General features: G+C 66.3%; 12 protein-coding genes. 6 read left to right on the plus strand and 6 right to left on the minus strand.

Features of this window, described 5'->3' with window-relative positions; translation table 11 throughout:
- Positions 1-218: 218 nt before the first annotated feature.
- Both EGH23_RS02040 and EGH23_RS02045 read left to right on the plus strand, forming a co-directional pair.
- Positions 219-1,127 carry an RsmB/NOP family class I SAM-dependent RNA methyltransferase gene (locus EGH23_RS02040; protein ID WP_220578365.1) on the plus strand — a complete coding sequence of 303 codons (909 nt, stop codon included), beginning with the start codon at positions 219-221 and terminating at the stop codon, positions 1,125-1,127.
- Positions 1,124-1,630 carry a DUF7122 family protein gene (locus tag EGH23_RS02045; protein ID WP_220578366.1) on the plus strand — a complete coding sequence of 169 codons (507 nt, stop codon included), beginning with the start codon at positions 1,124-1,126 and terminating at the stop codon, positions 1,628-1,630. The genes EGH23_RS02040 and EGH23_RS02045 overlap by 4 nt, the downstream gene beginning before the upstream one ends.
- A 28-nt stretch (positions 1,631-1,658) precedes the next feature.
- Here EGH23_RS02045 and EGH23_RS02050 read toward each other — a convergent pair whose 3' ends face one another.
- The 4 genes from EGH23_RS02050 to EGH23_RS02065 form a co-directional block, all read right to left on the minus strand.
- Entirely contained in the window at positions 1,659-1,868 is a 210-nt protein-coding gene (locus EGH23_RS02050) for a dodecin family protein (RefSeq protein WP_220578367.1), read from the minus strand.
- A gap of 103 nt (positions 1,869-1,971) precedes the next feature.
- The gene (locus EGH23_RS02055; RefSeq protein WP_220578368.1) at positions 1,972-3,513 is read right to left on the minus strand and encodes a DUF790 family protein; all 1,542 of its coding nucleotides are present in this window, start codon (positions 3,511-3,513) and stop codon (positions 1,972-1,974) included.
- 37 nt (positions 3,514-3,550) lie between these two features.
- A complete protein-coding gene (locus EGH23_RS02060) occupies positions 3,551-4,825 on the minus strand; it encodes a TIGR00341 family protein (RefSeq protein WP_220578369.1) in 1,275 nt (424 codons plus the stop codon).
- Positions 4,826-4,946: 121 nt separating this feature from the next.
- Positions 4,947-6,281 carry a DEAD/DEAH box helicase family protein gene (locus EGH23_RS02065; RefSeq protein WP_220578370.1) on the minus strand — a complete coding sequence of 445 codons (1,335 nt, stop codon included), beginning with the start codon at positions 6,279-6,281 and terminating at the stop codon, positions 4,947-4,949.
- Positions 6,282-6,481: 200 nt separating this feature from the next.
- Between EGH23_RS02065 and EGH23_RS02070 the strand changes: the two genes are divergently transcribed.
- The 3 genes from EGH23_RS02070 (at position 6,482) to EGH23_RS02080 (ending at position 8,472) form a co-directional block, all read left to right on the plus strand.
- Complete coding sequence (locus EGH23_RS02070) at positions 6,482-7,222, plus strand: winged helix-turn-helix transcriptional regulator (protein WP_220578371.1); 741 nt, start codon at positions 6,482-6,484, stop codon at positions 7,220-7,222.
- Positions 7,223-7,544: 322 nt separating this feature from the next.
- Positions 7,545-7,730: a DUF1328 domain-containing protein gene (locus EGH23_RS02075; protein ID WP_220578372.1), complete on the plus strand. Its 186-nt coding sequence runs from the start codon at positions 7,545-7,547 to the stop codon at positions 7,728-7,730.
- 76 nt (positions 7,731-7,806) lie between these two features.
- Positions 7,807-8,472 (plus strand): nucleotide exchange factor GrpE, encoded by a 666-nt coding sequence (locus EGH23_RS02080; protein ID WP_220578373.1) that lies wholly within the window; start codon positions 7,807-7,809, stop codon positions 8,470-8,472.
- A gap of 85 nt (positions 8,473-8,557) precedes the next feature.
- On the opposite strand, the gene EGH23_RS02085 is transcribed toward EGH23_RS02080, so the two are convergent.
- Both EGH23_RS02085 and EGH23_RS02090 read right to left on the minus strand, forming a co-directional pair.
- Positions 8,558-10,237, minus strand: coding sequence for a hypothetical protein (locus tag EGH23_RS02085; protein WP_220578374.1), 1,680 nt, complete (start codon positions 10,235-10,237; stop codon positions 8,558-8,560).
- Between the two features lie 455 nt (positions 10,238-10,692).
- Positions 10,693-11,604 (minus strand): hypothetical protein, encoded by a 912-nt coding sequence (locus EGH23_RS02090; protein WP_220578375.1) that lies wholly within the window; start codon positions 11,602-11,604, stop codon positions 10,693-10,695.
- Positions 11,605-12,038: 434 nt separating this feature from the next.
- Between EGH23_RS02090 and dnaK the strand changes: the two genes are divergently transcribed.
- Positions 12,039-13,943 (plus strand): molecular chaperone DnaK, encoded by a 1,905-nt coding sequence (gene dnaK / locus EGH23_RS02095; RefSeq protein WP_220578376.1) that lies wholly within the window; start codon positions 12,039-12,041, stop codon positions 13,941-13,943.
- Positions 13,944-14,056 lie beyond the last annotated feature (113 nt).

The raw sequence follows: 14,056 nt of genomic DNA on the forward strand, positions 1-14,056 counted from the left end.
GCGAAGCTCTCTCGAACGACAGAGAAAAGCTTCCGGGCGAAAGGCAAAGGCGGCACTGGAAGCATACCGCGCCGCAGGCGCGGTTTCACCGAACGCGAGTGCAACGAGCGTTCGGCCTTTTTCATCGACGTTTTTCAAGGAGTGGTCGCCGTAGGCGACCCGACGCAGAAAAAGGTCGTTCGAAACCCACAAACGCGCCCCCGTCGAACGCCGGACCAATGGAGCCAATCGAGCGGTATCGACCCGTCGTCGACGACTGGGAGGCGTTCCGGGCGGCCTGTGAGCGCCCCCTCCCGTCGGCGATCCGGGTCAACACCGTCAAGGCCACCGTCGAGCGGGTTCGGACGGCTCTGGACGAGGCCGGGGTCGCCCACGAACCGGTCGACTGGCACGACCTGCTGTTCGTCCTCCCCGGGGATTCGCCGGGGAACAACTGGCCGTACTTCCACGGCTGGACGCACGGCCAGGAGGAGGTGTCGGCGGTGCCGGCCACCGTCCTCGACCCCGAGCCCGGGGAGCGGGTGTGGGACGCCTGCGCCGCGCCGGGGACGAAGACGACGCAACTGGCCGCACAGATGAACGATTCGGGCGAGGTGGTAGCGACCGACAACAACCTCGGGCGCATCTCGGCGCTGCGGAGCAACGCCGAGCGACTGGGCGCGACCAGCGTCGCGGTCACGCACGAGGACGGCCGCAACCACTCGCTGAAGCCCTTCGGCGGCGAGACCTACGACCGCGCGCTCGTCGACGTGCCCTGTTCCTGTGAGGGGACCGTCCGGAAGAACCCCGACGCCTTCGACGACTGGTCGCTCTCGCACGTAGAGGGCATCGCCGGCGTCCAGAAAGGCATCCTTACCCGCGCGGTACAGGTGACGGAACCCGGCGGCACGGTCGTCTACTCGACGTGTACGTTCGCTCCCGAGGAGAACGAGGCCGTCCTCGACCACGTACTCGGCGAAGGAGACTGCGAACTCGTCGAATACGACCTGCCGCTTACCCACCGCGAGGGCGTCACCGAGTGGGTAGACGAGACGTTCGACCCGAGCGTGACGAAGGCGAAACGCATCTACCCGCATCACAACGACACGGGCGGCTTCTTCTGTGCGAAACTGGAGGTGACCGGATGAGCAACGACAGCACGCGGTTCACGCGGCTGCCCGAGACCGCCGCCGAGCGGGAGGACGAGGGGCGGGCGACCCGCGAGGAAGTGCTCGACTTCTGGTCCGAGCGGTTCGGCGTCGACCCCGAGACGTTCGCCGACCACACCTTCTGGGAGCTGGGCGCTGGCAAGATCTGGATATACCGCGGCGACCCGCCGTCGCCGGTGGATATCGAGGGCCTCGGGATGGCGTTCCTCCGGACGCGACAGGAACACTGGAAGCCGACGCTGGAGGCGGTCCAGCGCTTCGGTCACCGCGCGAGGCAGAACGTCGTCCACCTCACCGACGAGCAGGCCAGACGGTTCGTCGCCGGCGACGACCAGGAACTCGATTGGGAGGGCGACTGGGGGTATCTGGTCGTCACGCACGACCTTGCCGGAGAGGCGGAGCCCGCCGGCGTCGGCCTGTTCGTCTACGGCGAGTTGCGCTCGCAGGTGCCGAAGGGCCGCCGGCGGGACCTCGATACCTGAGCGTTCTCGCCGATTACAGCCGCAACGGTCACTGCTGTTCGTGGACCGGGAACGCCACCTCGACCGTGGTCTTGTACTCCGTTATCTGTCCGTTCTCGACGTTGGCCGTCCAGTCCTCGACCTCGATCCCGTGGATGTCGTCGATGGTCTCGCTGGCCTGCGCGACCGCCTCGCGGGCCGCGTCTTCCCACGATTCGCTGGACGTACCGAGCACCTTGACTATCTTGACTGCCGTCATAGCGGTTGCGCTACCGCGGGAGCGGCGATAACTATGCGTCGGCTATCGACGCTCGCGGAGAGTAAGACGGCGATACGAACTCGCGGGCGGCGTTCGACTCCCCCTACTCGCGCTCGCGAACCGTCCCGCCGCTCAACCCTTCCCACTCGACTCGGTAGCCCAGCCTGGAGAGCACCGCGCTAGCGTCGTCGATGCCGTACGGGTCCAGCGCGGCTTCGACGTCCGATAGCGAGACGCCGGCCTCGATATCGTCCGCGACGGCGGAGAGTACCGACGGTCGAACGAGCGTGCGCCCCACCAGTTCGTGGTCGGGAAACGACTTCTCGGCGAGGGCGTCCTCGCTGACGCCGAGTTCGTCGGCGAGGGCGGCCAGCGGGATCGCGTCGTCGCCGGGGCGCAGTTCCGCGGGGATGTCGGCGGCGCTCTCGGCGACCAGTTCGGCCTCGTAGGGGCGGAGCGCGTCGCGGACGTCCTTGACGCTGACCGTCCCCGAGTACGGGACGACGCGGTGGTCCTGCGCTTCCAACGTCTCGCCGACGCCCAGCGACTCGTCGACGGCGACGACCATCTCCACGTCCTCCAGGCTGGCGAATCTGTCGAGCTTCTTTCGGACGTACTCCGGAGTCCAGAAGCCCATCACCTCGAAGAAGACGCGGAACGGAGCGTCGCTGTCGCTCGTGTCTCTGACCTCGCTCGTTCCGCCGGGTCGCCACTCGAAGGCGAAGTCGGGGACGACGACGTGCTCGCCGGCGGCGAGCGGTTCGGGCTCGCGGACGAGCCCCCAGTCGAGGTCCAGCGCCGAGAAGCGGGCGGCGAAGTCGGCTTCGACGCCGCTGTCGTAGGTCACCTCGGTCACGGGCTCGACGCCGGGAACCGAGACGTCGTCCTGCGAGAGGAGGAGTTCGCGCTCGGTCCCCCGGTCGTCGATCGTCGCCGTCAGCTCCCACTCGGCGGCCCCGGCGACCGTCCGGAGCAGGCGGGCGAACCGCGTCCCGTACCGCCGCGTGTTCGAGAACAGCGCGTCCGGGCCGGTGACGACGACCTCTCGGCCGTCCGGCGTCTTTCGGATCTCGTACATCAGCCGGAGTCGCTTGACCGCCGAGACGAGCGTCGTCGGGTCGGACGAGCGGACCCTGACCTCGGTGGCGTCGAACAGCGCCGTCTGCGCGAGCGACAGGTTGTACTGGACGCGGAGCTCCGCGGGCGACCAGCGAGAGTCGACGGCCGCGAGCACCTGCCGGTCGTCCAGGTCGGCGTACAGCGACGACTCGACCGCGTCCCTACCGACCCCGAGTCTGTCGGCCGCCCGGTCGAGCGCCGCCGCCCGCTCGCTCTCGGTGACGACGCCGACGGCTTCGGCGGCCTCGAACGCCCGCTTTCTGGCGCGTTCGGGCGGCACGTCGGCCCGCGTCTCGAAGGTCGCCTCGCGGTCGACGAGCTTGGCGAACCCGCGGACGAGTTTGAAGTCCTCGGCCTCGCCTTCGAGGTCGGCGAGCGCGGCCTGTAACTCCGACCGAGTCTCGCCGACGTGACCCTGACACACGCCGAGGACGCGGGCCGCGAGGTGGTCGTCTCCCCCGTCGGCGAACTGCGGGTGGTAGCCGCCACCGGCTCGGGAGACGCGGAGCAAGTCCTTCGTCAGCACGACTGCCTCTCCGGCGGCGACGGCCAAAAGTCCCGCGTCAGGCTCCCTCGGTCTGGCGGTCCACGAAGCTCACTTCCACGCTCGTCTCCTGCCCGATAGCCGGGGTGACGGCGGCGTCCAGTCGCCCGGCCAACTGCGGGTACGCCTCGCCGTCGGGCCGACTCACCTCGACGGTGACCTCTCGGTCCAGTTCGTAGACGGAGACGCCCCCGAACTGGGTCCGCACGGACAGCAGCCGGAGCCGCTCGTAGGCCTCCTCGTTCAGTACCTCCTCGACGGCGTCGTTGACCGACGTCTCGACTTGCATCTGTCGCGCGGTCACCGTGGTCGCGCCGGCGAACGTCGCCAGCAACACCGCGAGCGCCAGCACCGTCGGCGCGTACTTCTTAGCCGTCCCGAGCGTCGGCTCGCCGTCGGGCCAGTCCCAGGGCCGGAACCCGAGTCCCCAGAGGACCGAGAACCCGGCCAGGTTGACCGAGGCCGCGTTCACCACCAGGAGGATGCCGGCCCCGAGCGCGATCGCCGGAATCCCCCACGCGAGCCCGATACCGACGGCGGCGGCGGCCGGAATGAGCGCGGCCGCGATCATCACGCCGACGAGCGAGACGGGTAGCGCCGTCGCGAGGCCGAACGCGCCGGCGGCCCCGGCGCAGATCCCGACGGCCATCGAGAGGAAGCCCGGGGAGATGCGCTGGGATATCTGCTGGACCGTCCCGACGCGCAACTGGCCGGGAACGAATCCGCCGTAGCGGAGGACCATCCCGAAGGCGGCCGCACTGACGACGGCGAGCGTCAGCCCGAGTATCTGGTCGCGAAACCCCTCCTTGACCAGCGACCGATCGTCGAGCGCCGTCCCGACGGAGGCCGTCAGCGCTGACCCGACCTGCGGCGCGATGACCATCGAGCCGACGACGACGGCCGGCGAGTCCAACAGGAGCCCCGCCGTCGCCACCACCGCGCTCAGGATAGTCATTCCGTAGTACGTGATAGCACCGGGATTCATCCCGACCGCCCGACCCCGGAGCTCGTCGTGTGAGATGCGGTCGTCGTGACGTTCCGTCGTGGCGGTCTGATTGGAGCGGGACGTCTCCACCGACCCGATGACGGCGTAGCGGTCTGGGTCCATCCCCGCCGCTTCGAGCTCTCGGAACACCTCGTCGACGGCCTCCGGCGGGAGCGGGAACTGAAAGAGCGACGCCTCCTCGTGATTGCTCTTCTCCTCCATCTCCACGTAGCTTATCTCGCGGTCGTCGAGGACTTCCTGAACCGCTTCCAGGTGGTCGTCGACGACGCGTATCTGTATCAGACGCACCGCTCGCGCCTCCGCATCGCTATCGAGTCGAGAGAGAACAGCGACTGCATCTACTCGGATATACCGGCCGACGCCGGTTATGTATTCGGGCCGGAAGCGCTCAGATCTCAACCGAGAGACACTATCGCCGCCGTCGCGCCACGCGCTCCTCGGCCGTCTCCTCGGTGACGAGCTCGTAGAGGAGCGCACGCGAGCCGTCGGCCTTCGGGCGGAGAATCCGCCCGAGCCGCTGGGTGAACTCCCGTTCCGACCCGCTACCCGAGAGGACGACGGCGACGTTGGCGTCGGGGACGTCCACGCCCTCGTCGAGGACGTTCGCCGTCACGACCCGGGAGTACGTGCCGTCGCGGAACCGTTCGATGATCTCCCGGCGCTCGCCCGCGCCCGTCTCGTGGGTGATCGCCGGGAGCAGGAACCGCTCCGAGAGCCGGTAGACGAGGTCGGTGTAGGCGGTGAAGACGATGACGCGGTCCTCGCGGTGGCGGTCGAGGATCTCAGCGAGCCGTTCGACCTTCCGCTCGGCGTTCATCATCACCTCGCGGGCGCGTTGCTTGGCGAGCAACGCCTCGCGGGCCGCGGGGTCGGTCCCCGAGCGCTTGACGAGTTCCCGATAGTCGCTCCCGGAACGCAGTTCGATGCCCGACCGGGCCAGGTAGTCGGTGAAGGTTCCCTGTTCCGCTTCGTAGCGCTCGCGCTCGTCGGGCGTCAGCGCGACCTCGACGCGCTTGATGTCGTAGTTCGCGAGGTGGTCGCCGGCGAGGTCGTCGACGTCCACGCGGTGGACGAGCGGCCCGACGAGTTCCTCGACGACCTCGTGAGCGCCGTCGGGCCGCTCGAAGGTCGCCGTCAGGCCCATGCGGGCGGGCGCGGCGAGCAGTCTGGCGATGTCGCGGTAGCCCTCCCCGCCGAGGTGGTGGACCTCGTCGAAGACGACCAGCCCGAACCGGTCGCCCAGTTCGTCAGCCCGGAGGTACGCCGAGTCGTAGGTGGCGACGGTGACGGCTTCGATCCGCTGCTCGCCGCCCCCGAGTCGGCCGATGGGGCGGTCGAACTCCCGTTCGAGCTCGCGCTGCCACTGCTCTAAGAGGTCGATGGTCGGCACGACCACGAGCGCGGCCGTTCCGAGGGCGACCATCGCGGCGATGCCGATGACCGTCTTCCCGCTCCCGGTCGGCAGTTCCAGACAGCCGCGGTCGCCGGCCTCGCGCCACGCCGAAAGCGCGGTCTCCTGATACCCGCGAAGGTCGTACGTCGTCGAGAGATCGAGCGCGGGGGCGTCGAGGACTCGGTCGGTGTACTCGAGACCGCGGCCTTCGAGGGCATCGAGCAGCGCGGCGTATCCGTGAGCGGGCGCTCGTCCGCTCTCCGAGCGAGCGTCCCGCTCGACGCCGGGGAGGGCCACCTTCGGGTTCCCGGTGACGCGGATCGTCCCGTCTTCGAACGTCAACTCCAGCACGCTCTGCGGTTGGCCGCAGTCGCGGATAACGCTTTCCCGCGGCAGGATGGTGAGCTGGAGTCGGCCGACTGAGCGGCCGATAAATGTGCTAATACGGGCGATTTATTCACCCACCTTATAGTGGTTGGAGTTCAACCCCCCGGATGGGTTTCGGGCAGTGGCCTGCAGACTCATCCGGAACCCGCGCGGATGGCAAATACATGACAGCTACGCTCCGAGCGTCCGTCGGTCTCGTCGCGGTACTCGTCCTGGCGACGACGGTGTCGCCGGCGGTAGCGGCGGAACCGGCGGTCAGGTCACCCGACGATGCTGAGTTGCATCACGCAGTCAGTACCGGCGGGATGCCCGGCCTCGGAACGGGAGACGACCGTCTGGAGGCATCCACTCTGCTCCAACTCCAGGACGGACTGTTCAGCGTGAGCCTCCCCGTCACGGACGTCGTTCCGGTGGTTCCGGCCGTCGCCGGCTACACCAGATTCGGTGACGGCGACCCGCTGGAACACGAGACGCGCCAGCAACTCCTCGACGCCATCACCACCGATCCCGGCGTCTACGTCACCGAACTCGCTCGCGAGACGGACACCCACGTCTCGACGACCCGCTATCACCTCCGCGTCCTCGTCGACGAAGGGCTGATACAGCGGACGAACGAGAACGGACGGAGCTATCTGTTCCCGGCACGCGCCGAGAACAGCGTCTCGCCGGCGACGGTAGAGGACGGGACGCGGCGTGCCCTCCTCGACGCACTGGACCGACACGGGCCCGCGACGGGCGGCGAGCTCGCCGAACGGGTGAGCCTCACGAAGAGCACTGTCTCCTACCATCTGCAGCGACTTCAGGAAGACGGACTGATCGACCGGCAGCGTGACGGCCGAGCGACTATCAACGCGCTCGCGGACGGTATCGACGGGGCGTTCGCCCCGACCGCCGACGACGACTGATAGTACCGGTCCGTCAGAACGGATTTTTTCGTCTGCTTCGTCGCTCGATGCCCTGTTCGCGGACGAGAACACCTGTTGGTCCTACGTGCTCGCGTTCGAGTACCGCGGATACGCCGTCACCGTCGACAGCGCGACCCGGTATCGGTTCTCGCGGGTCGGAGCCGACGGCTGATCGACTCTTCCGCTTCGAGTACGGCCGTGAAGACCGTCGAGAGACGCTGCAACCCGCTCTGAGAATACAGTCGATATACCGGCTGAAAATCCGGATATCCGTATATTATGGCGTCCGTAATAATGCACCCGCGGGCCGACTTCCGAGCGCATGCTACAGAACGCCATGACACCGCTGCAATCGGGCGGGTTCCTCGAGTTCGCACTCCTCTTTCTGGTCTTAGCCATCGTCGCCGGCGTGGCCGGGTTCCGAGGTATCGCCGGTCTCAGCATGAGGATCGCGAAGATACTGGTACTCGTCTTCCTCGTGCTCATGGTCGTCAGCCTCTTGCTGTAGGGATCGGCGGCGACGGACCCTGGACGAGCGGCGACGTTTCTGAATCCTTTTATTCGTGTGACGGTACGCTTCGAGTATGACTGACCAGGACGCCGCCGAGGAGCGATCGACCGACGCGGCGGTCGATACCGAGGACGTCGAGAGCGCGCCCGACGACGTCGATGCGGCCGACGTCGATCTCGACGACGTCACCGACGGCGAGACGGCAGACCAGGACCTCGTCGAGCGGGTCGCCGACTCGGACCCCGAGGCGATCGCCCGCGAACTGACCGCGCTGCGGAGCCGCGCCGACAGCCTGGAATCGCAGGTCGAGACCCTCGACGGGGAGACGGCGGAGTTAGAGGACAAGCTCAAGCGCAAACAGGCGGAGTTCCAGAACTACAAGAAGCGGATGAAAAAGCGCCGCGAGGAGGAGAAACAGCGCGCCACCGAGGACCTCGTGAGCCGCGTCCTCGACGTGCGCGACAACCTCGAACGGGCGCTCGAACAGGACGAGGACGCCGACATCCGCGCCGGCGTCGAATCGACGCTTCGCCAGCTCGACGACGTGCTGGCCGCCGAGAGCGTCGAGGTCATCGACCCCCAGCCCGGCGAGGACGTCGACCCGACCCAGCATCAAGTCCTCGCGAAGGTCGAGAGCGACGAGGAGGCCGGCGCTATCGCGGACGTGCACCGCCCCGGCTACGAGATGGCCGAGAAAGTGCTCCGCGAGGCGCAGGTCACCGTCAGCGAAGAGGAGTAGCGCCGCTTACGGGGTGCGTTCTTTCGGTAGGTAAAAAGGACTGCGGCAGTCGGTTCGCGCGTGAACCGGTTCTCTGCGACAGCTACTATGCCGGACAGGTCGGGTCGTCGCTGTCGTCGCCGTCGTCGGTCCCGTTCTCCGGCGGGACCGGTTCGGGGTCGTCGTCTTCTGGGTTGTCGATGGTGTCGTCCGGCATGTGGTCCAGTTCCAGCGTGTACGCCTCCAAGGAGAGGTCGGCGTCCTCGGCCGCACGCGGACCGAACGTCACCGAGACGACGTAGGTACCGTTCTGCTTGGCCTCGAAGGACGGTTTGTAGTCGTCAACGTAGACGCTCTCGCCGTTCGGGGCAGTGACGGTCACGCGTTCGTACCAGTGGCGGTCGGACGCGTTCGAGATGACGTCGAGTTCCATCTCGTCGCCCGCGGTGAGGTTCACCGCGTAGTTGTCGTCGTCGTAACTCGCGGCGACGGCGTCGACGGTCGCGTTCGCGTCGACAGCAGTCGCAGCCCCGACGTCCTCGTTGGGGTCGTACTGGTCGGGTTGTTCCGTCCCGATGGTCAGGTTGTACTGACGCTGTTCGTCGCCGATAGCCTGCACCTCGACGGTATAGGTGCGGTTGGCCTCGGCGACGTCGGCGGCTTTCGCCGTGCGGTCACCGGTGACGGTCTCCGTCACGTCGTTGGGCTGTCCGCCCGGCACGTTCGCCGTCTCGTTGCCGTTCTCGTCCGTGACGGTCACGGCGACGTCCTGATAGTCCGACGTGTTCTCGTCCAGCGTGGCGACCACGGCGAAGGCCTCGCCGCTCGTCGCGTCGAACGTGAACGTCTCGGTGGTGTTCGTCGTCACCGAGTACGTCCTGACCTCCTCGTCGGGCAGGTTCTTCTCCGGACCGGTGTCCTCACCGTCGTCGGGGTCCGACGGCGATTCCTCCGGGTCCTCGAACGGGTCGGTGACTTCGTCGTCCGGCGTGTGCGTCAAGTCGATGGCGTACGGTTCCGGAACGAAGGTGTCCGAGGTGTTCTCGGCGCTGTACTCCCAGTGGACGACGTAGGTGCCGGTCTCGTTCGCCTCGAATCGGAGCGTCGCGGAGTCGGTCGGTCTCTCCGCGTCTGTGGGCGGAATCCCGATCTCCTCACCGCTGGGCGTTATAACGTAACCGTTGTCGTACCAGAACCGCTCCCAGCCGTCCGAGGTGACGTCGACCGTCATCTCGTCGCCGCGCGTGAGGTTTACCGCGTAGTTGTCCTCGTCGTACTCGGCGGACGCGGCCTCGATGGTGGCATTCGCGTCGACCTCGGTCGCCGTCTCGGGCGACTCGTTGGGGTCGTACTCGTCGAATCGCTTCTGTTCCAGCGTCAGGTCGTAGTGGACCCGTTCGTCGCCAGACTTGGTCACTCGCACGGTGTACGTCTGGGTAGACGGGGCAACGTCGGCGGCCTCGGCCGTGTAGTGACCCGAGGCGACTTCCGTGCGCATCGGGAAGTCGCCGGTCGTCAGCTCGCCCACTTCCGTGCCGTTCTCGTCGTACACGCTGAGAGCGACGTTGTTGTACTGCGAGGTGTTCTCGTCTATCTTCGCGGCCAACCCGAACGCTTCGCCGCGCGTCGCGTTGAACGTGAACTCCTCGGTGCCGTTCGTCGTTACCGAAATGGTTTCGCCGTCGTGGATCGGCGTCGCACTACCGTCCCCGTCTGCCGTCGGTTGGCTGTCTTGGGCGACAGCCGCGGTGGCGAACGCGCCACCGCCGACGACGGACAGGACCATCAGTGCGACCAGACCGATACGTGTCAGATTTCCGTTTGGCATAGCTTGCGCTGTGTCACCTTCGAGACCGAGTGGGGACCACGGGGAGTGGCTTCGTCCGGTGGGAAGGCGACAGAGAACCGTCCTCACGGTAATTACCTTATTACCGGCGTAGTAATTAGTTGTAAACGGTTTATCCACACATTCAATCCTCCACAGATGGCATTATTCGTGTGCTAAATGCCACATCGACGGGGTGAACCGGAAGTTTACCAGCTAGAACACTACTAGAACTGACCAAGGTAATCCCCTATCAGCTATCCGTTAGTTCCACGACGTTCCGGACAGGCAGTTGCCAAGACGCGCCGCGAGCGGGCCAATACACACAGCGAAGAGTGGCGTTCTATCGGGGCCACGTCTCTCGCTCACCGGAAGAATCGGAGGGGGTTTCGTCCGGCGGAGGTGACGGCCTGCGACTACGGGCAGCTATCGTCGCTGCCGTCCTCGATTCCGTTCTCCGGGGGTTCCGGGTCCGCTACCGGGGAGCCCTCGCTCTTCTCGGTGGGCGAGTGGTCGAGTTCGAGCGTGTACGCCGCCGAATCGAGCGACGGGTCCATCGTCGCGGCGGGTTCGAACCCGACCTCGACGACGTACGTGCCGTTCTGTTCGGCCGCGAAGGACTCGTCGTAGTCGTCGAGAGCGACGTCCTCGCCGTTCGGAGCGGTGATGGACACCTGCTCGTACCACTCGCGGTCGTGGACGTCTGAGACGACGTCGATATCCATCTCGTCGCCCGCGGAGAGGTTCACCGCGTAGTGGTCCTCGTCGTAGTTAGCGGCGGCGGCGTCGACCGTGGCGTTCGCGTCGACTACCGTCGCCGACTCGGGCGACTCGTCGGGGTCGTACTCGTCGAGTCGTCGCGTCTCGAGAGTCAGGTTGTACCGTTTCTCTCTGTCGCCTTCCCCGGTGACGCGGACCGTATACGTCTGGTCGGCCTCGGAGACGTCGCCCGCTTTCGCGTCGAAGTTCTCCATCAGGACGTTGGTGCTCGCGGGGTCGTCGCCGCCCGAGAGCGCGCCGACTTCGGTTCCGTTCTCGTCGTATACGCTGACGCTGATGTCGTCGAACGTCGACGTGCTCGCGTTGAGAGTGGCGGTCAACGTGAACGCCTCACCGCGTGTCACGTCGAACGTGAAATTCCGCGTGCTGGTCGTCGTCACCGATACGGTTTCGCCGTCGTGTATCGGCGTCGCGTTCGTCTCACCGACAGTCGTCGTATCAGCGCCGGGGTCTCGGGCGAGCGCGCCCGGGGCGAAGACGCCAACGACGACTGCGGAGAGGACGAGGAGCGCGACGAGTCCGATACGTGCAGTGTTCGTCTGTCTCATTTTGGTCAGTGCTACCTTCACGACCAAACAGGGACCACCGGTCTCGAACGAAGACCACGTTCAGCACGGTGCAGGTCTGGGGAAGGTAACACGTTGGCATTCACGAACCACCCATCTTATTACCAACTATATAGCACCATGAAAACCACCTAGAGCGACGCTACGTCCTCCTCAGAAATTACGACTGCATTTCCGTATATAAATACATTTTGTACGAGTACGTATAGAACAGTCGCTATTCACAGAACGTCACTGCCGAGCGACACTGTCCGAGCGGCTATCGACCGCTGAACGGTGACTTTGCGGTCAACTTATAATATTCGGTCACTGGAGGCCGAGGTGGGCGAAACCACCGGCAGCGAGCGGTTCGGGCGCTACTGCCGTCGGTACATCTAGCAACTTTTAACCGGCGCAGAGAGGTACAACCGGGTAAGATGGCGAGCAACAAAATTCTGGGTATCGACCTCGGGACCACGAACAGCGCGTTCGCGGTCATGGAAGGTGGCGACCCCGAAATCATCGTCAACGCGGAAGGCGAGCGGACGACGCCCTCCGTCGTCGCGTTCGACGACGGGGAACGCCTCGTCGGCAAGCCGGCGAAGAACCAGGCCGTAAAGAACCCCGCACAGACGATCCAGTCCATCAAGCGTCACATGGGCGAGGAGAACTACTCCGTGGAACTGGACGGCGAGGAGTACACGCCGGAGCAGGTCTCGGCGATGATCCTCCAGAAGATCAAGCGCGACGCCGAGGAGTACCTCGGCGACGAGATCGAGAAGGCCGTCATCACGGTCCCCGCGTACTTCAACGACCGTCAGCGGCAGGCGACGAAGGACGCCGGCGAGATCGCCGGCTTCGAGGTCGAACGCATCGTCAACGAGCCGACGGCCGCGGCGATGGCCTACGGCCTCGACGACGAGTCCGACCAGACGGTGCTGGTCTACGACCTCGGCGGGGGTACCTTCGACGTCTCCATCCTCGACCTCGGCGGCGGCGTCTACGAGGTCGTCGCCACGAACGGGGACAACGACCTCGGGGGCGACGACTGGGACCAGGCCATCATCGACTACCTGGCCGACGAGTTCGAGGCGGAACATGGCGTCGACCTGCGCGACGACCGGCAGGCCCTCCAGCGGCTGACCGAGGCCGCCGAGGAAGCCAAGGTCGAACTCTCCTCGCGCAAGGAGACCCGCATCAACCTGCCGTTCATCGCCACGACCGACGACGGCCCGCTCGACCTCGAACAGAAGCTCACGCGCGCGAAGTTCGAGTCGCTGACCGAGGACCTCATCGAGCGCACCGTCGGCCCGACGGAGCAGGCGCTCTCCGACGCCGGCTACGGCCAGAGCGACATCGACGAGGTCATCCTCGTCGGCGGGTCGACCCGGATGCCGCAGGTCCAGGAGCAGGTCGAGGAGATGACCGGACAGGAGCCGAAGAAGAACGTCAACCCCGACGAGGCCGTCGCGCTGGGCGCGGCCATCCAGGGCGGCGTCCTCTCGGGCGACGTCGACGACATCGTCCTGCTCGACGTGACGCCGCTCTCGCTGGGCGTCGAGGTCAAGGGCGGCCTCTTCGAACGGCTCATCGAGAAGAACACGACGATTCCCACGGAGGAATCGAAGATATTCACGACCGCCCAGGACAGCCAGACGCAGGTCCAGATCCGCGTCTTCCAGGGCGAGCGCGAGATCGCCGAGGAGAACGAACTGCTCGGCGCGTTCGCGCTCTCGGGCATCCCGCCGGCCCCCGCCGGCACGCCCCAGATAGAGGTCTCGTTCAACATCGACGAGAACGGTATCGTCAACGTCGAAGCCGAGGACAAGGGCTCGGGTAACAAGGAGGACATCACCATCGAGGGCGGTGCCGGCCTCTCCGACGAGCAGATCGAGGAGATGCAGGAGGAGGCCGAACAGCACGCGGAAGAGGACGAGGAACGGCGCAAGGAGATCGAGGCCCGCAACGAGGCCGAGGCCGCGGTGCGCCGCGCCGAGACCCTCATGGAGGAGAACGAAGAGGAACTGGACGACGACATCGAGTCCGACATCGAGGCGAAGATCGAGGACGTCGAGGAGACCCTCGAAGACGAGGACGCCACGACCGAGGACTACGAGCGGGTCACCGAGGAGCTCTCCGAGGAGCTGCAGGAGATCGGCAAGCAGATGTACGATGGACAGGCCCAACAGCAGGCCGCCGGCGGCGCTGGCGGCATGGGCGGCGCCGGCCCCGGCGGGGCGGGCGGCCCCGGCGGCGCTGGTCCCGGTGGTGCCGGCGAACAGGGCGAGGAGTACGTCGACGCCGACTTCGAAGACGTAGACGACGAGGACGACGACGAGTAAGTCGCCTTTCTTCGGCTCAACGGAGATCGAAGCGGGGCTTTTCGACCGCACGGCTACGAGTCGTCTTCTCGCGTGCAACCGCGAAGCGACCGCTCTCAGCTAGACGCAGAAAA

The organism is Haloarcula nitratireducens, assembly GCF_019599505.1.